Source organism: Tenacibaculum sp. 190524A05c, assembly GCF_964036595.1.
Classification (GTDB): domain Bacteria; phylum Bacteroidota; class Bacteroidia; order Flavobacteriales; family Flavobacteriaceae; genus Polaribacter; species Polaribacter platacis.
The window spans coordinates 694,212-714,187 of the sequence record NZ_OZ038523.1; the positions used below are offsets into that span (position 1 = coordinate 694,212).

Consider the following 19,976-nt stretch of genomic DNA (forward strand, 5'->3'; position numbering starts at 1 on the left):
CTAAAGCTCTCATTATTAACGCTTATAATCGAAAAGTTAACTTTAAGGTTATTTGTGCTTGGTTTTCACATTTATTGAGTGTAATTTTAACGTAATTAACCCATTAAAAATATAAATCATGCCATCGACTATTCCGTACGATCCTTCCTTGGTATTAGGAAATATCGTTTCTAAAGAAAAACTAGCTAATATCGTTAAGATTTCAGAATTACAAGCGCCAGCAGACGCTGCTGAAAGCGAATTGAATTCACTTATTGCTTTAAAGAGAAGCGTTGATATGACCATACAAGAAACTATGGGTATGGGAATTAATCCAGATGATTTACTTGCTGAATCTGAACAAATCGGAATTCAAATTCAAAAAGCAGCTATTAATTATGGAAAAGCTAAAATAGCTTCAGAAAAAAAGATTCAACCATTAAGATCAAAAATGAACGCTGTTAATGAATCTGTTGAAAGTCCGATTGACTATAATAAAAGTCAGTTAAAAGAAATGCCAATTTCTAGTGACTCTTTACAAATGAATAGTCAGTATTTTTCTTTTGATCAAAATTCTCAATCTTCTGCTAGTCATGCTGCAACTGTAGCGTCTTTCGTAGCGGAATCATTAAGTATTTTCGGAGAAGGACAATCTTCTCAAGCCAGTGCTACGGCACAACAACAAATGAATAGTCAACATTCAAGACATAGTATTGCCGGAACTTTAGTAATTACTATTTCTTGTACACATAAAAATGCTCAAGTTTTTGCGCCATATGTTTTAGACGTAGATAAAGCGGTTCGTTCATGGAATGCCATGAATCCGGACAATATGATTAAAACTAATGATGTAAGTTCTATTGCTGCAATTGAGGCAAAAGCAAACACAAAAGAAGATCCTTCTTTTTCTATATTATCTGGTGCAACTTATGGGTCATCATTTGTAGGAATGGTTCATATTTTAAACACTACGGAATCTGAATCAAGCCAACGAATGGATTCTATTGCTGCGTCGATGCAAGAAACATTTGATATCGGTGGATGGTTTGCTTCAGGAACAGGTTCTTTTGGTGTGAGTTCTACATTCTCAGATAGTGCTAAAAACTTATTAAGTACTCAGAATGTAACCTCACATGCTACTTTAATTACAATGGGAATTATTCCATCTATAAAGTCAAACCAAGTAAAAATGGCTGTTCAAAGTTTTTCTGATTTCGATCCGGCAAAAACTATGGAAGAATTAGCGGTTTTACAAGGAGCAACTGCAAGTGATAACAATACAATTGCCGAAGGTGCTGCTGCTGCAAGAACAGGACAGCAAATGATCACCTTAAAAAATGCAACGATTAAAGCTACGTTAAGTGGTGTTTCTGAAATTGACGACGGACAAAATAAAGTAATTGATACCAACTCTATGATGACTGCCATGGAAGATTATGTTGATAAATGTATTGCTGGTGGTGATAATTTAGGAGTTCCTATCAATTATTATTTAAAACCAATTACACAATCTGAAATTGCAAGAGCTTGGTTAGCTAAATATTATCCAAATAAATACAATCAAGCAGGAAGTGCGGACGATTCTAGCTCTTCTAGTAGTAGTTCATCATCAAGTGATGATGGAGGTTCAGATTCTTAATTCGAAACCAAACTAACTTTACTATACTGTAAACAGTATTCAGGAGATTTTCTTGAGTACTGTTTACTCTATATTACTATTTAATCAACCTAAACTACCTATTACTTGTCTTCCCATGAAAAGTTTTAATGACTTTGAGATTGCGATTTTACATCAAATAAGTTCTTTTCGTAAAGAAGGTATCATTAGTTTAAAAGATTTTCTGGAAAAGATATTCTTCAATCCAGAGGAAGGAAAAGCATTAATTATTCAGTTAAGAGAACAATATGCTATTTTCTTTATTACCAATAAAATCTACAATAATCCTATTTCTCAGAGGGAAGCAATTATAGAATTCAGTCAGTTATTGGCTCTTTTGGATTTTTTAAATACACAAGGTGTTATTTCTATTTTTAGGAATCAACATTTGGTAAAAGAACCTATGTATTTCCTCAGTTCTATTTTTCATGAGCCAAAAATTGAGAATAATAAAATCATCTTGAATGATAATGGATTGTATACAGACAAACCTGAGGAATTAAAAAATGCCAAAGGAGATGTTATTTATAAAGGAATTCAGTTTAACGATAGTCATTTCGTAATTAAAAACTTAATGGGAAATATTGTTATTTCTGATAAGATTAACACCATTATAGATGAAATCAATCCAGTACAAAAGAAAACTCCATTTTATAAGCATAAGATATTCCGTTGGGTAGCTTTATTACTTTTAGTTTTGGGATTATCTTATGGAATTCATTCTTCTAATACCAAAAACACGCAACAACTACATAAGTCTATCCAGCAATTACATAAAAAAATCAAAGTTGTAAAAACTCAAAAGAATCGCGCTTCTAAAACCTTGGTTCCTAAGAAGAACATTAAGCATTTTGGAATTGATATTTCTAAATGGAATGGAGCTATTCTTAAGAATAACTTACCTGATAGTATAGACTTTGTAATCTGTAAAGCTACAGAAGGTAAAAACTTTCTAGATCCAATGTTTTCGTATAATTGGAAAGAAATACAACAAAAGAAGCTAAAACGTGGTGCATATCATTTCTATGTTATTTTAGATAATCCTATTACTCAAGCGAACTTCTTTTGGGAACAAATTAAAGACTTAAGTTCAACCGACTTCCCTCCTATTGTTGATATTGAACATGATAGTTTTGAAGGAATGAATTCAACATCTTCAAACAACAAAAATCTTCAACAAAACTTACTTACATTTTTAACTAGAATTCAACAATTATCTGGAAGAACTCCAATGGTATATACCAATCATAAATTTGCCAATGCACATTTAACAAGTGCTCGTTTTTCAAAATATCCTCTTTGGATTGCTGATTATGAAAATAAAACTTCTCCTAATATCCCTGATGCTTGGATTAATAAAGGATGGACAGCTTGGCAAAAAAGTCCTTCTTATCATATCGACTCAAAAACTATTGATTTAGATGTTTATATAGAGCGTTAAACAACTTTAAATGTACTCTATTATGATTTTTGTCCTGTTTACTCACTAAAACAGTTCACTCACTCACTACTTATTGTTTCAGAACTACTATCCTTATAGTTTTGAAGAAAAAAAAGATGAATAAATTTTTATGTATAGCATTGTTATCGTTTGGAACGGTGAGTTGTAAAAACAATGTAAAGAAAAAAACAGACGAAGTAGTTATTACTGCTTATGCCACTGAAAAGGAACAAACACCTATAACAAAAAAGAAGTCTCAAGATGTAGAAATTGTGTTTTGTTTGGATGCAACGGGAAGTATGAGTGGATTGATTGGAACTGCAAAAGAAAAAATTTGGGACATTGTTTCTGAATTGGCCCAAAGTGGTGATGTAGAAAACTTGAAATTAGGAATGGTTTTTTATAGAGATCGCGGTGATGGTTTTGTTACAAAACAAATTCAATTGACTACTGATTTAGATGAAGTTTACTCTGATTTACTTGAGATTGAAGCTGCAGGTGGTGGTGATACTCCAGAAAGTGTAAATCAAGCTTTACATGAAGCCGTAAATGAAATGAAATGGTCTAAAAAATCAGAAACCTATAGAACCATTTTTGTTGTTGGTGATTGTCCACCACATATGGATTATCAAGATGATGTAAAGTATACCGAAAGTTGTAAAAGAGCTGCACAAAAAGGAATTATCATCAACACCATTAAATTGGGAACGAGTTGTAGAAGTGCCATTCCTCATTTTAAGAAAATGGCAAGTTGTACCAATGGAGAATTTATGCAGTTAGACCAACATGCTTCTGATATTGTAATTGCTACACCTTATGATGATGATATTTATGAAGTTTCACAATCCATTGATGAATCTAGAATGTATTACGGTAGTGAAGCAGAGCAAACTATGAATTACGATAAAAAAGCAAAATCTATTGCTGTGTATGAAAAGAGCTCAAAAACTTCAAATAGTGCCCGTGCCACGTATAAGATGAGTAAATCTGGGAAAAAAGCATGGATGGGAACCAAAGAAATGGTAAACGATTATGCTGATGGAAAAGTAAATCTAGAAGAAATTGCAGAAGAAGAATTACCAAAAGAATTAAAGGGAAAAAGTAAAAGTGAAATAAAAGCAGAATTAGAAAAATTAAAAAGAGAGCGAAGAAAAAAAGAAAGAAAATTAAAAGAATTGTCTGAAAAAAGAAAGCAGTTTATTAAGCAGAAAAAGAAAGAGTTAGATACTTCAAAACAATCGTCTTTTAGTGAAAAGGTTGTAGATGTATTAAAAAAGCAAGCAGAAAAAGAACTATAAGTTTGCTCAGGGATTTTGAGTAGAACCACCGAAAATCTTACGATTTGAGGTGGTTTTGTTGTTTAAAATAGATTCTTTAGATAATATCTTCTGAACGAACTTCAATGCTACTTTGAGGAATAAATACTTTCAAAATTTTCATTTGATGAGGACCTGGAACTTTAGATCTGTGTGCTAAAGCACTTTTTACTGCACTATGACGATTTACAAATAAATTACTAGCAAAATTATGAACTGTACAAATTGCCTGATAATAAAACATAATTTATAATTTTAAATTAAAAAAAGGTTAATGGGAAAGATGCTCTTACGCCTATTGTATTTCTCCTAAAAAAAATATTATTCAAGTTTGCCACATCAAATAAATCATTGAATTGATAAAAAATTTCAATATTTACAACAGATGTTTGTTTTTCTGTATTCTTAAAAGGAATCATTATACCCGTTAAAAAAGAGGAGATCGGTTTTTCGAAGTCTGCTGCATAAAAACTTGGGTTAAGATGTAATGCAAATTCATTTCTTTTACCGAAAAAGGTATAATAATCAAAATTAATAGATAAACGCTTTACATTTCCATTAAATTCATCTACGAAGGCATTAATATTGTTAACTCTGTCACGTTGAGGATTAGTTGAAATAGGCGTAGTATCAACAATGTTGATCCCTGTAAGACTTGATAAATTACTCCCAAATTCAAGTTGAGTGGAAAATGCCCAGAATAAATCTCTTTTTGATATGTTACCCCATCTATATCTCGATAGTCCTAAGTTAATCTTATGACTCACAGTTGTACTGTCGTATACTTGTTCATTAAAATTTAATGCATCATTAAATAAGTTGAACCTATCTCTTCGTAAACCGTAACCAATAGATATCCATGTTATATCTAAATCTTGTACTTCAATATTTGATTCCTTCTTCTTTAATAGTGCTGAATCTTTATCAAACTTATTATAAAGTTCAAATAGAAGGTCATCATAAGTAGATTCTTTAGAGTATTTGTTTATTTTTTTAAACAACATTTTTTTCTCAATTTTTATTTTATTATAGGCAAAATTTATGCTGTCTTTTCTTAACGAAGTTGGTAGTTTAGAATATTTATTTTGAAGAGAATCTAATAGTTTTTCTGTAACTAATAATTTTTGTTTTTTATACTTCAAATCAATAAGTTCTTTTTTTGTAGCAATTGATAAACTATCTAATTTCAACTTATTTTTAAGTTTTTTCTTTTCTTCTACAATTTTTAATTCATCACTATGATCTATAGATAGTCTGTTTGTTTTAAAAGGGTTAATTATATAATTAAATGATACAGATGCTCCTATATTAGAATTTAGTTCAAAATTATTAAAAACATTTACTATACCATCTGATACTCCTCCTGATATATTATATGTCCATACGCTATTAGTATTTAAACTATCAAGTATTACTCCGGATATACTTAAAGTTTCATCATCAGTACTTATTTTTGCATATCTACCAAAATTACTAAAACTATTACCAGTCATTATTTTGGTAAATTGCTTAGATAATAATCCATTAAATAGTTCCTTTGATTTAATCAGATTTTCATCATCAGTAGTCTGTTTTATTTGAGAAAAAGAGTTAGAAAAATATAGAATTATTGTAAAAAGCATTAATACTTTAGTTCTCATAATATTAAGTTTAGTGGGATTAAATATAAGAATTAGTCAAATTTTATAATTACCTACAAGTAGGTACTTTTATATTATATAGCTAATTTTTAGCTTAATTAATGACTTATAATCAAGAAATTTAATGTTAAGAATTATCTCTATTATCAGATAAACGATAGTTTACCCTTGATTTTAAATTTCATATTCATATAAATAAAAAGCTCAGATACAAAATCTGAGCTATTTAAATTCAATTATTATATTAGATTATCTAACTATATACCCCTTATATAATTTGCTAAGGAATCATTAAATTGAAAGCCTTTAGTAAAACGCTTTTTATTTAAAATTTTAAACTCAGACAATGCCCATAACACAAATTCCTTCAAGAAATATAAATCTTCCTTTGGGTATTCCGGTTGGAATTTTTCTATTAAAGAATCTAGAGGTTTAATAACGTCTAATTGCTCTTTAAAATAAGTATCATCCATATCATCCAATAATTCAATTGCGTCACTTGAATAGAACCACTGTGCAATTTCATCGTAAGGTGTTTTTTCATCTTCTTTCTTCAATTTCTTAATCTCAGGGAATAGTTCTAAAAAGAGGGTTTTAACAGCATTAGAAATCAAGTTTTGCGCAACAAAATCAGCTCCCTCCTGTTCACCTTCATAAACTAATTCTACTTTTCCCGTAATTGCAGGAATTGTCCCGAAGAAATCTAATAAACGTACTGTAGTAGTATCATCTTCCGTTAAAAAGCTTCTGCGCTCTGCAGTACTAATTAAATTTTCAAGTACAGAAATACTCATACGAGCACTAACTCCACTTTTTACATCCACATATTCACTATCACGAGCTTCAAAACTAATTTGTTCCACTAAGCGTTTTGCTAATTTCGGAACGTAAACCGTTTCTTTTTGATTCTGTAAAGTATTTGCTTCTTGTTCTGTAATTTTCTCAGCAATATCAATAGATTTCGGATAATGTGTTAAGATCTGTGATCCAATTCTATCTTTTAACGGAGTTACAATACTTCCTCTATTCGTATAGTCTTCAGGGTTTGCAGTAAATACAAATTGAATATCTAAAGGAAGACGTAATTTAAATCCTCGTATTTGAATATCTCCTTCTTGCAATATATTGAAAAGAGAAACCTGAATTCTAGCTTGTAAATCAGGGATTTCATTAATCACAAAAATACAGCGATTTGCACGCGGAATCATTCCAAAATGAATTACTCGATCATCTGCATAATTCAACTTTAAATTCATTGCTTTAATTGGGTCAACATCTCCAATTAAATCAGCAACAGTAACATCTGGAGTGGCTAATTTTTCAAAGAAACGATCATCTCTATGTAACCAGGTGATAGGAGTATCATCTCCTTTTTCTTTAATTAACTCAATTGCGAAACGAGATAATGGTTGTAACGGATCATCATTAATTTCAGAACCTTCTACAACTGGAATATATTCGTCTAACAATGTTACCATTAAACGAGCTAATCTGGTTTTAGCTTGTCCTCTTAAACCCAGTAAATTGATGTTATGTTTTGATAGAATTGCTGTTTCTAATTCAGGGACTACTGAGTTTTCATACCCCCAAACTCCTTCGAAAACAGTTTCTTGATTTTTTAATTTCTGTATTAAATTATTTCTTAATTCGTCTTTGATAGAAACCGATTTATATCCTGATTTCTTTAATTCTCCTAAGGTCTTTACTTCAGTATATATCATAATTTATTTTCCTCTAATTCGTTTTTTTCTATTTTGTTCATAGTCTTCAAAAATCATTTCACCCAATCCTTTTAAGCCTGTGTAAAAAGCTTTTCCTTGATTTGCCTGAGTGAATTGTCGTATAAACTGCATCAAATATGGATCTTGTGCAATCATGAAAGTAGTTATAGGGATATGCAGCTTTCTGGCCTGAGAAGCCATGTTGTAGCATTTTTCTACAATATAACTATCTAATCCATTACTGTTTTTGTAATACGTTCCGTCAGACAATCTCAAACAACTAGGTTTACCATCAGTTATCATAAAGATTTGCTTGTTTGTATTTCGCTTTCTTCGTAGAATATCCATTGCTAATTGTAATCCAGCAACAGTATTTGTATGATAAGGACCTACTTTTAAATACGGTAATTCCTTAACTGAAATAGGCCAAGCATCGTTTCCAAAAACCAAAATATCGATAGTGTCTTTCGGGTATCGTGTTTTTATTAATTCCACTAGAGCCATAGCTACTTTCTTTGCAGGAGTAATTCGATCTTCTCCATACAATATCATACTGTGACTAATATCAATCATTAAAACCGTACTCATTTGAGCTTTAAAGTTGGTTTCTTCAACGATTAAGTCGCGTTCCGTTAATGAGAAATTACCTATACCATTATTAATTTGAGCATTTTTTATGCTCTCTGTTATTGATATACGATCTAATGCATCACCAAAATGAAAGTTTCTATATTCTCCGGTATGTTCATCACCTTGTCCAATTACTTTTGTTTTGTGATTCCCTAATCGGCTTTTTTTAAGCTTACCAAAAATCTGATCCAAAGCATTCTGGCGAATGGCTTGTTCTGTTTTTGCAGTTATTTTTAAATTACCTTCTCCACTACCTTCCGTATTCGTTGGATCAATTTCCTCTCTTATATATCCTTTGTTTTTCAAATCTTCAAGGAAATCATCTAAAGTATAATCTGGAGTAGTTAAATTGTATTCTTGGTCAAGTTGAGTTAGCCATTCAAAGGCTTCATCAAAATCACCAGAAGTGTAGGTAATTAATTCTTTAAAAATATCGAATAACTTGTCAAATGGAGAAACTTCTTCTGCTTCATACTTTTCAAATCGTAATCCTTTTTTGAATTCATTAATCATACTATAAAAATACGGCTATTTGTATTTTTAAACTAATCATAGATTTATGAATATTGTTATTTTAGCATTATTTTAATACTTAATGTACTTCAACAAAAAGGAACTACAACAACAATATCAAGGATTTTGCGACACTAATTTACTATGGACTGGAAGTTTAAATAAAGTATTGCAAAATATTGATTTTCAATACAATTACACTAACCTACTTAAAGTTTTGATTAATACTAAATTAAGACTAGGAAAGTTAGTTGAACAATTTGTCTTTAATCAATTTTCAAATGATCCAAGTATTGAAATCTTAACTGAGAATTTACAGATACAAAATGATAAAATTACCATTGGAGAGTTAGATTGTATTCTATTAAAAGATCAAAAACCTATTCATTTAGAAATAGTTTATAAGTTTTATCTCTACGACAAAAGTGTTGGTACAACAGAAATAGAACATTGGATTGGTCCTAATCGAAGAGATAGTTTTGACCAGAAGTACAACAAACTTGTTACAAAACAACTTCCTCTTCTCAACCATTCAAGAACTAAAGAAATTCTTCAAGAACTAAAAATATCGACAGAGAATATTTCACAACAAGTATATTTTAAGGCTCAATTATTCCCACATATCTCTGACATTGAAAAGCAATTTCCTGTGGTAAATAATGATTGTATTTCTGGGTATTATATTTATGAAGATGAGTTAGAACAATTTAAAGATTGTAAATTCTATATTCCAACTAAACATAATTGGTTAATACATGCTCATCCAAATGTAGATTGGATGAATGTTGAAAGCTATAAACTCGAATTAAAGGAATATTTCGAACAAAAAAATGCTCCATTATGCTGGGTGAAGAAGCCTAATGGAGTCATTTCAAAATTATTTGTTGTATGGTGGTAGATTATATTAATGGTAAGTCTTTAAAATGACTGATCATTAAATACATTAATCCTAGTGCTACCACTGAAGTAACTACAACATATTTAGTATACAGTAAAAATTTAGCATTTTTCATACCGAACAAACATTTTTTAAGGGGTTACATATATAGAACATTTAGGATTCGAAAAACCCTACCTCTCTATTTTTTATAATAACGCATAAAATGATGTTTTATGTTTTTTGAGAAGGCCTAATTTTATTTTTAGTAACTCTTTTTCTAGATGTAATGAAATAAACTCCTGTTAACAATACAATCGAAGCTATTATAGATTGATTTGTTAACTTTTCATCTAAAAAATACCATCCTAATAATAATGCAATAACAGGATTCACATAAGCAGATGTAGCCACTTTCTCTGGAGAAACAACCTTCAATAAGTAATTGAACGCTGTAAAAGCAACAATACTCCCAAAAATGATTAAGATTACTATTGATACTTGAACTTTAAAACTCATTGTAGTAACCGTAGAAATATCTTCATTAAAAATTTGACTAAAACATAATTGTAAAATACTCGCAATAGTCATTTGATAACCTGTACTTACAAAGAAGTTTTTCGGTAAATCTGCTTTTGAAACAAAAACACTTCCATAGCTCCAACTTAATACACAAGAAAGAATCATGAAAATTCCAATGACCATTCCTTCTGAAGTTGCTATTTCTTTCTGACTTACCAGTAAATACATTCCTAATATCCCCAAACCAACTCCAATAATAGATTTTCGTTGCATTTTTTTTCCATCGATTAAACGAAGAAGAAATAACACAAATAAAGGTTGTGTTGAAGCTAACAAAGCCGCAAAACCACTATCTACATATTTTAAAGCCCAAACAAAGACACCATTTCCGTAGACCAAAAACAAAAAGCCGGCAATGGTAACATTTAATAATTGACGTTTAGTCACTTTTAATGATTTTTTTAAGAGCAGCGCAATAATTAAAATCAAAATACCGGCGAAACCAAAACGAATAGCAGCTAAAAACAAAGGCGGAATTTCAGCTACAGCTATTTTATTCAGTAAATATGTAGAGCCCCAGATTACATAAATTGAGAAAAATGAAGCTATAATAAGTAGTTTGGATTTATTCATTAGACGAAGTTAATTTAAAAACTTAGTTGAATAAAGTTTTTTCTTATTTATAACATATCTCTACTTTTGGGGTCTTAAAATAACAGTGATGAATATTGATTTAATATACGAAGATGATTATTGTATTTGTGTTACAAAACCTAATGATGTAGTTGTTCATCATGCTTATCATTCAAGAAATGTAATTCATGAACAATCATTGTTACAATTATTAGAAGAGGATTTCGGCAAGAAATTTTATCCCGTGCATCGATTGGATAGAAGGACTTCTGGAATTATTCTATTAACAAAAGAAACGAAATATGTTTCTGAATTTCAAAAACTATTTACCAATGGCGAAATTCAAAAAATATATTACGGAGTTGTTCGTGGTCATGCACCTGAATCTCGTGTTATTGATTCTCCCGTAAAAGGAAAGGATAGTAATGTGTATAAAGATGCGGAAACACTTTTAGAGTGTGTAAAAACTACCACGCAAAACATTCCTGTTAAACCTTATGACACCTCTCGTTATAGTTTAGTACGATTAAAACCAAAAACAGGTCGATTACACCAACTTCGAATTCATATGAATAAAATTAGTCATCCTTTAATTGGTGATGGTAAATATGGAGACAAAAACCATAATGCGATGTATGAAACTGAATTTGGATGGACGAATTTATTTCTACATGCGAAAACTCTGGAATTCAAGCATCCTTTTACTAATGAAAATTTAAAGCTAGAATCAGATTTTCCTAAGAATTGGAAATCATTATTCGAACAATTTGATTGGTAGAACAACTATTCTTATTTATTTTAACCTACAGCTTTGATTTGCAATTATTTACTGCAACTACAGGGAATTCTAATTTAAAATTAATAAATCGCTAAACTATTTAGTTAAATTACTGTCTATTAACCTTATAAAATTAATCAATATGTTAAAAGACATTTCAAAATTAGGTAAGACTCTTGACAAAGATGAATTAATAACAATTACTGGATCAATTGGTGCTCCTATTCCATGTTTATGCGGATTTCCAGGAGAACCTATGGATCCTAGATGTTATTGTGTGAACTAGTTCAAATATTTAACTTTCACAGAAAAAAGATATAAATCCTATTTCAATTATTGAAGTGGGATTTTTTATCAGAAGAAAAATACAAGATATAAAAATTACCATATGTCTTATTAAAAATACATATCAATAATTATTATAACCATAAGTACTAAAAGATTATTGAGTGACTTTTTCCTCTTTTCTGTATCATAATTAATGTATTGATTCAATTTCAACCGAATCATAAAAAATTAAAAACAAGAAAAATGGGAAAAAAAATTATTTACGTATTAGGCATAATTTTAACAATATCTATAGGAACTTACTTTTATTGGAAAGAAATAAACAAAAAACATGTAAAAACTATACCTGAAGATTCAAAAAAAACAGAGGTAGAAAAACCTTCTCTTAAATTTGGTACAGTAGATGAAAATGGAAATGTAAACTTTACTCTTAAGGATGAAATAAAATTTAAAAAATCTTCTATGGAATTTTCTGTATCGGAAAATTTAGATAACAAAATCGGAGAAGTAAAAGATTTTATGATTTCAGATGAGAAAGAAGAAAAAGCTTTATCTATAACTGGATATTACATGAGTGATGAAACTAACCATACTGCTTTTCCTAGTATTGGTCATGCAAGAGCTAACTCTATTAAAAATTATATTTCTAAAAAAGGAATATCTACAAAAGATATAAATGTGGCTGGAGAATTAAACGATAGAATGAAGATTGACACTTCTAACATAATGCAAAATCCTTTAAAATTTAGTATTGGAAAATCTGTCGATAATTCAGAAATGATTGAGAGAATTATACGAGAAATTCAAGAAAATCCTTTATCTCTAAACTTTAATTCAGGAGAATTTGATACTAATCTAACTCCAAAACAACGTATGAAAGTAGTTAATATTTCTACCTATTTAGACAAAGTAGAAGATGCGTTTTGTTCGATAACTGGACACACAGATAATACAGGTAGCCACAGTACAAATATGACTTTAGGAAAAAAGAGAGCCGAATTTATAAAACAGTATTTTACTAAAAGTGGAATTCCTAATGAAAAAATAGCAGTTTCTTCAAAAGGAGAAAACCAACCTATAAGCACAAATAAAACTAAAGAAGGTAGGGCTAAAAACAGACGCGTTGTGACTTCTATTAAATAAAACCACGATGTAAACTTTATATAAGGCAAGTTTAATACTTGCCTTTTTTTATTCCAGGAATCTGTAATACGCGCATTTTAGATAAGCTCCTTCAGGAAAACCGATCGGATGATCTGAATCATGATACGTTTTCAATTCCGTTTTGAAACGACGTTTACCACTTTCCAAAACATCTTCATTAATATCAAAAAAGTCATCTGCAACAACCCTTGATGAACAAGAAGCTAATACTAATAAACCTTTTTTAGCAGTTAACTTCGCTCCTAACCTGGCTAATTGAGCATATTTCTTTTTAGCTAATTCAATTTCCGAAGCTTGTTTTGCAAAACTTGGAGGATCTATTACAACGACATCAAAAGAAACTTTGTTTTGAATCAATTTACGAAGTTCCTCAAAAGCATCTCCTGCAATTGTTTTATGAACACCCGAATAATCATTTAACTTTCCGTTTTCAACTGCAATTTCAAGTGCTTGTTTACTAATATCTAAACTTGTTACCTCTTTGGCTTCGTTATATAATGCATGAACTGAGAATCCACCTGCATAAGAGAAAACATCTAAAACAGTTTTATTCTTACTAAACTCTCCTACTCGTTTTCTATTCGCTCTATGATCTAAGAAATATCCTGTTTTATGACCTTTGATCACATTAGCAGAAAAGTTCACATTATGTTCTACGAACTCTACAACTTCATTCTCCAAAACTCCATAAACTACATCCCCATCTTTTAAATTATGATTCGTAGATTTTTGAACATTTCTACTTAAACGAATTACAATGGTTTCTGCTTTAGAAATTTCTTGCAGGCTCTTTAAAATGGTTTCTAAAAAAGGTAACCAAATTTCAGAATATAACTTTACCACTAAAACTGTATCGTAAACATCTGCTATGAAAGAAGGAAAACCATCATTTTCACCGAATATTAATCTATAACTGCTGGTGTTTGTTTGTAGCAGTGTATTTCTTTTCTGATATGCTTTTTCTATTTTTTCATGAAAAAACGTTTCATTTACAACAGCTTTTTCTGAAGAGGTATGAATCATTTTTATACGAATAGGTGAATCTGAATCGTACAAGCCTATACCAACTACTTTGTTTTTCTTTCTACCAAAAATAATAGCTAAATCTCCTGTTTTAGGATCTTTACTTATTTTCTCTATGCTATTAGAAAAAACCCATGGATGATTCTTCATCACATGTTGTTCTCCTTTGCTAGTAAGCTTTACGGCTAGATTTTTTGGTTGGTAATTTGAAACAATTCGTTCACTAAAATTCATACAGCAATTGCTAAAAAATGATGTACAAAAATAGGTATTCATTAAGAACTAAACGTAAAACTTTTTCATTTTAAACTTAAGAAACTCCAACGATATGAGTATTTTTAGAATCTTAATTAGAATCTAACCCTTTCATATTAAAAATGACAAAACTACAAGACCCTATTACCTTACCCAACGGAACGGTATTAGCGAATAGAATCGCTAAATCTGCAATGAGTGAGAATTTATCTAATAAAACACATGAACCAACTACCACTTTGATCAATGCATACAAAGAATGGGCAAAAGGGGGTTCAGGATTATTAATTACAGGAAATGTAATGATAGATAGTAAAGCTCTTGGCGAACCTATGAATGTTGTAATTGAGGATGATCGACATGCCAAACAATTACAGGAATGGGCAGCAACAGTAAAAGGAACAGACACTCATCTTTGGGTTCAAATAAATCATCCTGGAAGACAAGCCATGGATCAGATTAATAATGTTCTAAAAGCTCCTTCTGCTATACCTTTAAAATCAAAAGGTAGAAAAAAGGCTACGACAAAAATTCCGAAAGCCTTAACTCATGATGAAATTTTGGATATAATTAAACGTTTCGGAACTACTTCAAGAATTTTAAAAGAAGCTGGTTTTACTGGAGTTCAAATTCATGGTGCACATGGATATTTGGTAAGTCAGTTTTTATCACCTTATGCCAACGTTCGAGAAGATGAATGGGGAGGAACTTTTGAAAAGAGAGCGAAGTTTGTTTTAGAAGTTTATAAAGAAATTCGTTCACAAGTTGGACCAGATTTTCCCATTGGAATTAAGTTAAACTCCGCAGATTTTCAAAAAGGAGGATTTAGCGAAGAAGATTCAATGAAGGTTATTGAGTTGCTTTCTGAAGCTGGAATTGATTTAATTGAAATTTCAGGAGGAACGTACGAAGCACCGGCAATGATGATGGGTAATCGTAAACAAAGTACAAAAGAACGAGAGGCTTATTTTATTGATTATATCGAAAAAGCTAGAAAAATAACTAAAACTCCGTTAATGTTAACAGGAGGATTTAGAACTGTTTCTGTAATGCAAAATGCCGTTGCTTCTGAGAAATTAGATGTTGTAGGACTTGCACGTCCTTATTGCTTATTCCCAAACATTGGAAATGAAATTTTAAATGAATCTCGATCTACATTTCCAGTAAATATTAATAAAACAGGAGTAAAAGGAATTGATGGAATGATGAATATTATTTGGTATGAAGCACAAATAAAGCGCCTAGGTTTAGGAAAATTACCTAAATTAAAACTAAGCGCTTGGTCTGTATTTTTTAATTACCTCTTTCTAATATTCAAATTTAAGTTGACGAAGAAGTAAGTGATATCATATTTATATATGTTCTTGTTCTTTATGTGAAAAGAACACTAGTAATTTTACATTGTTCTAAAAAGATAAGTTATAAGGTTGAATTTTCTTTTATTAAATTCAACCTTATCAATTATATACCTTTTGGCAAATTGTTTTATTTTAACATCAAGGATAAAATAGTACTTTATCTTCTTTATATTCAGATGAATTATCGTAAGGAATTGCTTTTTGCCACGAATAGTATACAACAAGTTGTTGGTTTTCTAAAGTAATTTCTCCATCTCCAGTAATTACATGATTTTTACTTTGATATGGAATTGGAATTATTTTTATCAGTTTATCTTTTAAACTTTTACAAAACTCTGATTCACTTAAGATATAATCATTTAAATAAAAATCTATTGTTCTATCACTTCCTATCCAATCAGGACCAATATCAGGAATTACCCTCCACTCGACATAAAATTCCATTGTTTGCATTTTAACTTTGAGTTCTTCAAAGTTTTCAATTGTAATGTTATTGTTATCCATTTAAGATTAGGTTAATATCAGAATGTGCTTTTAGTTAAAAAAACTTAGTTCTTAAAATTACTCAACCAATTTAGTGTCTACTTTTTAAAACAGCTTCAATATCTTGAAAAGTAAATCCTTTTGCTTTTAACAAAATCAAGTAGTGATATAACAAATCTGCTGCTTCATTGGTGAATAAGTCGTCGTTATTGTCTTTAGCTTCAATTACAACTTCTACGGCTTCTTCACCAACTTTTTGTGCTACTTTATTAATTCCTCTTTTAAATAATTTGTTGGTATATGAAGTTTCTACATTATTGTCGATTCTATCGTGAATAATGTTCTCTAATTCATACACGAAACCTTTTGGTGTTTCTTCTGCGAAACATGAAATATCTCCTTTGTGGCAAGTTGGACCTTTAGGATCTGCTTTAATTAAAATGGTGTCATTATCGCAATCTACTTTAATATCTTTTACATACAAAAAGTTACCACTCGATTCACCTTTTGTCCATAATCTATTTTTACTTCTACTAAAGAAAGTTACCACCTGTTCATTTTGTGTTTTTTCAAACGCTTCTTCGTTCATATAACCTAACATTAAAACTTGTAATGTTTTGTTATTTTGAATAACAACCGGTACTAAACCATCGTTGCTTTTATTGAAATCTACTTTCATGACTTATTTAAAAAATCAATATAATTCGTTAATAATCCTTTTATTTGTTCGGCAGCTACTGGATTTGCAGAGTGTACTTTGAATTGTAAACTTCTTAAATCTAAACCTGATTCATACACTAACCATTTTGCAGCAGCATAACCATCAAGAGCAACTTCTCCATTTTTATCTAATCCTAAATCATTATCAAAACTGATAAAATCTGGCAAACCATTTTTTTGAACATATGAAACAAATGCTTCATACGTTCTTACAATATCAAATTCTTTTTCTTGTGATGCGTCATAAACCATATCTATGGTTCTTAAGTCATCTAAAAACAATTTCTTTTTCATTATCATTTTCTATTTGCCATTCCCGTGAAGACGGGAATCTTATCTAACTCTATGTATGAGATTCCGCATCAAGTGCGGAATGACAAGTTTTTATTGTTTAAATCCTAACAGGAATATTTTGCTCTTTTAAAGCTTGTTTTAATTCTGGAATTGGAATTTCACCAAAGTGGAAAACACTTGCAGCTAACGCAGCATCAGATTTTCCTTCTGTGAATGTATCAATGAAATGTTGCACAGATCCAGCTCCTCCAGAAGCAATAATTGGAATATTTAATTCATCAGACAACCTTGCCAAGGCTTGATTCGCAAATCCAGCTTTGGTACCATCATTATCCATTGATGTGAATAAGATCTCTCCTGCTCCTCTTTGTTCAACTTCCTTAGCCCAATCAAATAAATTCAACTCCGTTGGAATTGTTCCACCAGCCAAATGAACTTTCCATTCTCCGTCAACTTGTTTAGCATCGATTGCTACAACTACACATTGACTTCCAAATTTTTGAGATAATTCATTAATTAACTCTGGTCTTTTAACGGCTGATGAATTAATCGAAACTTTGTCCGCTCCACATTTTAATAAAGCATCTACATGTTCGATAGAAGAAATTCCACCTCCAACAGTAAATGGAATATTTACTTGAGCGGCAACCTTTTCTACCATATCTAATGTAGTTCCTCTGTTTTCAAGAGTAGCTGCGATATCTAAAAACACCAGTTCGTCCGCTCCAAGTTCTGCATATTGTTTCGCGAGAACAACAGGATCACCAGCATCTATTAAGTTTACAAAATTGACTCCTTTTACTGTTCTTCCATTTTTTATATCCAAACAAGGAACTATTCGTTTTGTTAACATGTTAATCTTTATTTTTTATTGTTAAATCTACTCCATCATAAAAACCTAAATCTTTATTCTTTAATTGCTTTACCCAAAAAGCAATTTGTCCTGTGTGATACGAATAATGTTCAGTTACGTGAATTACAATTCCAACACCTGAAAAAGTAAATCCTTGAACTTCTCGTTTTCTAAGGTATTCTTCAAGAGTAGTATTGTTAATAATCTCTTTAGCTTCTTCAAGAGTAGTATTCAGTTTTTCTAATAATTCGGATTTTGAATATCCTTTATTAATAGAAAATTCTAAATCTCTATTTCTTAAATCATCGGTGTTTCCTAATGAAGAAATTGCATACTGAGTAATATTACCACATAAATGAAGTATTAAATTCCCTATACTATTCGAAGAATTATTGATTCTTTTCCAAACATCTTCTTCTGAAATTAAGCTCAATGACTTAGTATTCATTCGAGTACTTTCATCCAATCTGTAAATGATTTGATTCTTTAATTCTTCTAATACTTCAATATTCATTTTTTTACTGTTTTATGATAAATTGCTCTAATTCCTTTAAACTGATTTTATTCTCGTAAATAGCTTTACCAACAATAACACCTTCACAGCCTAACTGTTGTACCTTGAATAAATCGTCCAAATTAGAAACTCCTCCACTTGCTATTAGTTTAACTTTAGTTGTCTCTAAAATTTCCTTGTATAATTCGTTTGAAGTTCCCTCTAACATTCCGTCTTTAGCAACATCTGTACAAATTACATATTCTACACCTATTTCTTCATAATCGGTAATAAATTCAACAACATCAACTACTGAAGTTTCCATCCAACCATGAGTAGCTACTTTTCTATTTTTACAATCAGCTCCTAAAATTATTCTCTCAGATCCATAATTTTTTAACCAATTGATAAAAATATCTGGATTTTTTACTGCAATACTTCCTCCCGTAATTTGATTTGCTCCACTTTCAAATGCAATTTTAGCATCTTCATCAGATTTTAAACCACCACCAAAATCAATTTTTAAATTAGTTTTCGAAGCAATTTGCTCTAATACCTTATGATTTACAATGTGTTTAGATTTAGCTCCATCTAAATCAACTACATGCAAATACTCAATACCAGCATCTTCAAATTGTTTAGCAACCTCTAATGGATTTTCATTGTAAATTTTCTTTGTGTTATAATCCCCTTTTGTTAAACGAACACATTTTCCTTCAATAATGTCAATAGCAGGTATTATTCTCATAATTCTAAAAAGTTTTTTAATATTTTTTCTCCTTCAACACCACTTTTTTCTGGGTGAAACTGAGTTCCGTAAAAATTATCTTTATGTAAAGCTGTAGCATAGTTTATTCCATAATCAGTAGCTGCGATTGCATATTTACAATCTTCAGCATAATAGCTATGCACTAAATACATGTATTCATCTTCTTTTATTCCTTTGAATAAATCTGACTTTAAATTTGAAATTGTATTCCACCCCATTTGCGGAACTTTTAACTCATTAGAGAAACGTTTAATTTCTACATCAAAAATTCCTAAACCTTCGGTATTTCCTTCTTCAGATGAAGTACACATTAATTGCATCCCCAAACAAATACCTAGCACAGGTTGCTTTAATGTTGGAATAACTTTATCCAAGCCACTTTCTCTTAATTTATTCATTGCTGAACTTGCTTCTCCCACTCCTGGGAAAATCACTTTATCAGCATTTTGTATTTCTTCTACGTTATTGGTCAACACAGCATCAACACCTAATCTTTTAAAGGCAAATTGAATGCTTTTTATGTTTCCAGCTCCGTAATCTATAATGACTAATTTCATTCTAATTTGTTT

Annotated in this window: 21 protein-coding genes; 8 read left to right on the forward strand and 13 right to left on the reverse strand. The window is 30.4% G+C overall.

Going from position 1 to position 19,976, the window contains the following annotated elements; all coding sequences use genetic code 11:
* Positions 1–118 precede the first annotated feature (118 nt).
* The 3 genes from ABNT61_RS03050 to ABNT61_RS03060 all read left to right on the forward strand — a co-directional run bounded on the left by ABNT61_RS03050 (position 119) and on the right by ABNT61_RS03060 (position 4,375).
* Positions 119–1,618: a hypothetical protein gene (locus ABNT61_RS03050; RefSeq protein WP_348744806.1), complete on the forward strand. Its 1,500-nt coding sequence runs from the start codon at positions 119–121 to the stop codon at positions 1,616–1,618.
* Between the two features lie 115 nt (positions 1,619–1,733).
* Entirely contained in the window at positions 1,734–3,077 is a 1,344-nt protein-coding gene (locus ABNT61_RS03055; RefSeq protein ID WP_348744807.1) for a glycoside hydrolase family 25 protein, read from the forward strand.
* A gap of 116 nt (positions 3,078–3,193) precedes the next feature.
* A complete protein-coding gene (locus tag ABNT61_RS03060; RefSeq protein WP_348744808.1) occupies positions 3,194–4,375 on the forward strand; it encodes a vWA domain-containing protein in 1,182 nt (393 codons plus the stop codon).
* 76 nt (positions 4,376–4,451) lie between these two features.
* On the opposite strand, the gene ABNT61_RS03065 is transcribed toward ABNT61_RS03060, so the two are convergent.
* From ABNT61_RS03065 to ABNT61_RS03080, 4 genes are all read right to left on the reverse strand, one after another.
* The gene (locus ABNT61_RS03065) at positions 4,452–4,637 is read right to left on the reverse strand and encodes a hypothetical protein (RefSeq protein WP_348744809.1); all 186 of its coding nucleotides are present in this window, start codon (positions 4,635–4,637) and stop codon (positions 4,452–4,454) included.
* A gap of 16 nt (positions 4,638–4,653) precedes the next feature.
* Positions 4,654–6,033, reverse strand: coding sequence for a hypothetical protein (locus ABNT61_RS03070; RefSeq protein WP_348744810.1), 1,380 nt, complete (start codon positions 6,031–6,033; stop codon positions 4,654–4,656).
* 257 nt (positions 6,034–6,290) lie between these two features.
* Positions 6,291–7,754: an AAA family ATPase gene (locus ABNT61_RS03075; RefSeq protein WP_348744811.1), complete on the reverse strand. Its 1,464-nt coding sequence runs from the start codon at positions 7,752–7,754 to the stop codon at positions 6,291–6,293.
* 3 nt (positions 7,755–7,757) lie between these two features.
* Entirely contained in the window at positions 7,758–8,897 is a 1,140-nt protein-coding gene (locus ABNT61_RS03080) for a vWA domain-containing protein (RefSeq protein ID WP_348744812.1), read from the reverse strand.
* Between the two features lie 82 nt (positions 8,898–8,979).
* Here ABNT61_RS03080 and ABNT61_RS03085 point away from each other — a divergent pair, with 82 nt between their 5' ends.
* A complete protein-coding gene (locus ABNT61_RS03085) occupies positions 8,980–9,795 on the forward strand; it encodes a DUF1853 family protein (RefSeq protein WP_348744813.1) in 816 nt (271 codons plus the stop codon).
* Positions 9,796–10,008: 213 nt separating this feature from the next.
* On the opposite strand, the gene ABNT61_RS03090 is transcribed toward ABNT61_RS03085, so the two are convergent.
* Entirely contained in the window at positions 10,009–10,929 is a 921-nt protein-coding gene (locus ABNT61_RS03090) for an EamA family transporter (RefSeq protein ID WP_348744814.1), read from the reverse strand.
* An 88-nt stretch (positions 10,930–11,017) separates the two neighbouring features.
* Between ABNT61_RS03090 and ABNT61_RS03095 the strand changes: the two genes are divergently transcribed.
* From ABNT61_RS03095 to ABNT61_RS03105, 3 genes are all read left to right on the forward strand, one after another.
* Positions 11,018–11,707 (forward strand): pseudouridine synthase, encoded by a 690-nt coding sequence (locus ABNT61_RS03095; RefSeq protein ID WP_348744815.1) that lies wholly within the window; start codon positions 11,018–11,020, stop codon positions 11,705–11,707.
* A 142-nt stretch (positions 11,708–11,849) separates the two neighbouring features.
* Positions 11,850–11,993, forward strand: a complete 144-nt coding sequence (locus ABNT61_RS03100) for a hypothetical protein (protein ID WP_348744816.1) — start codon at positions 11,850–11,852, stop codon at positions 11,991–11,993.
* A gap of 245 nt (positions 11,994–12,238) precedes the next feature.
* On the forward strand, positions 12,239–13,138 hold the full coding sequence (locus tag ABNT61_RS03105) for an OmpA family protein (protein WP_348744817.1): 900 nt from the start codon (positions 12,239–12,241) through the stop codon (positions 13,136–13,138).
* Between the two features lie 48 nt (positions 13,139–13,186).
* Here ABNT61_RS03105 and ABNT61_RS03110 read toward each other — a convergent pair whose 3' ends face one another.
* On the reverse strand, positions 13,187–14,416 hold the full coding sequence (locus ABNT61_RS03110) for a class I SAM-dependent rRNA methyltransferase (RefSeq protein WP_348744818.1): 1,230 nt from the start codon (positions 14,414–14,416) through the stop codon (positions 13,187–13,189).
* Between the two features lie 143 nt (positions 14,417–14,559).
* On the opposite strand from ABNT61_RS03110, the gene ABNT61_RS03115 reads away from it, so the two are divergent.
* Positions 14,560–15,777 (forward strand): NADH:flavin oxidoreductase/NADH oxidase family protein, encoded by a 1,218-nt coding sequence (locus tag ABNT61_RS03115; protein ID WP_348744819.1) that lies wholly within the window; start codon positions 14,560–14,562, stop codon positions 15,775–15,777.
* 156 nt (positions 15,778–15,933) lie between these two features.
* Here ABNT61_RS03115 and ABNT61_RS03120 read toward each other — a convergent pair whose 3' ends face one another.
* The 7 genes from ABNT61_RS03120 to hisH all read right to left on the reverse strand — a co-directional run bounded on the left by ABNT61_RS03120 (position 15,934) and on the right by hisH (position 19,964).
* Entirely contained in the window at positions 15,934–16,299 is a 366-nt protein-coding gene (locus tag ABNT61_RS03120; RefSeq protein WP_348744820.1) for a hypothetical protein, read from the reverse strand.
* 70 nt (positions 16,300–16,369) lie between these two features.
* The gene (hisIE, locus tag ABNT61_RS03125) at positions 16,370–16,957 is read right to left on the reverse strand and encodes a bifunctional phosphoribosyl-AMP cyclohydrolase/phosphoribosyl-ATP diphosphatase HisIE (protein ID WP_348744821.1); all 588 of its coding nucleotides are present in this window, start codon (positions 16,955–16,957) and stop codon (positions 16,370–16,372) included.
* A complete protein-coding gene (locus ABNT61_RS03130; RefSeq protein ID WP_348712039.1) occupies positions 16,954–17,292 on the reverse strand; it encodes a cyclic-phosphate processing receiver domain-containing protein in 339 nt (112 codons plus the stop codon). Before ABNT61_RS03130 ends, hisIE begins: the two co-directional genes overlap by 4 nt.
* Positions 17,293–17,389: 97 nt before the next feature.
* Entirely contained in the window at positions 17,390–18,145 is a 756-nt protein-coding gene (gene hisF / locus ABNT61_RS03135; RefSeq protein WP_348741935.1) for an imidazole glycerol phosphate synthase subunit HisF, read from the reverse strand.
* Between the two features lies 1 nt (position 18,146).
* Positions 18,147–18,659, reverse strand: coding sequence for a DinB family protein (locus ABNT61_RS03140; protein WP_348744822.1), 513 nt, complete (start codon positions 18,657–18,659; stop codon positions 18,147–18,149).
* Positions 18,660–18,663: 4 nt separating this feature from the next.
* The gene (gene hisA, locus ABNT61_RS03145; RefSeq protein WP_348744823.1) at positions 18,664–19,386 is read right to left on the reverse strand and encodes a 1-(5-phosphoribosyl)-5-[(5-phosphoribosylamino)methylideneamino]imidazole-4-carboxamide isomerase; all 723 of its coding nucleotides are present in this window, start codon (positions 19,384–19,386) and stop codon (positions 18,664–18,666) included.
* Positions 19,383–19,964, reverse strand: coding sequence for an imidazole glycerol phosphate synthase subunit HisH (gene hisH / locus ABNT61_RS03150; RefSeq protein WP_348712046.1), 582 nt, complete (start codon positions 19,962–19,964; stop codon positions 19,383–19,385). Before hisH ends, hisA begins: the two co-directional genes overlap by 4 nt.
* Positions 19,965–19,976 lie beyond the last annotated feature (12 nt).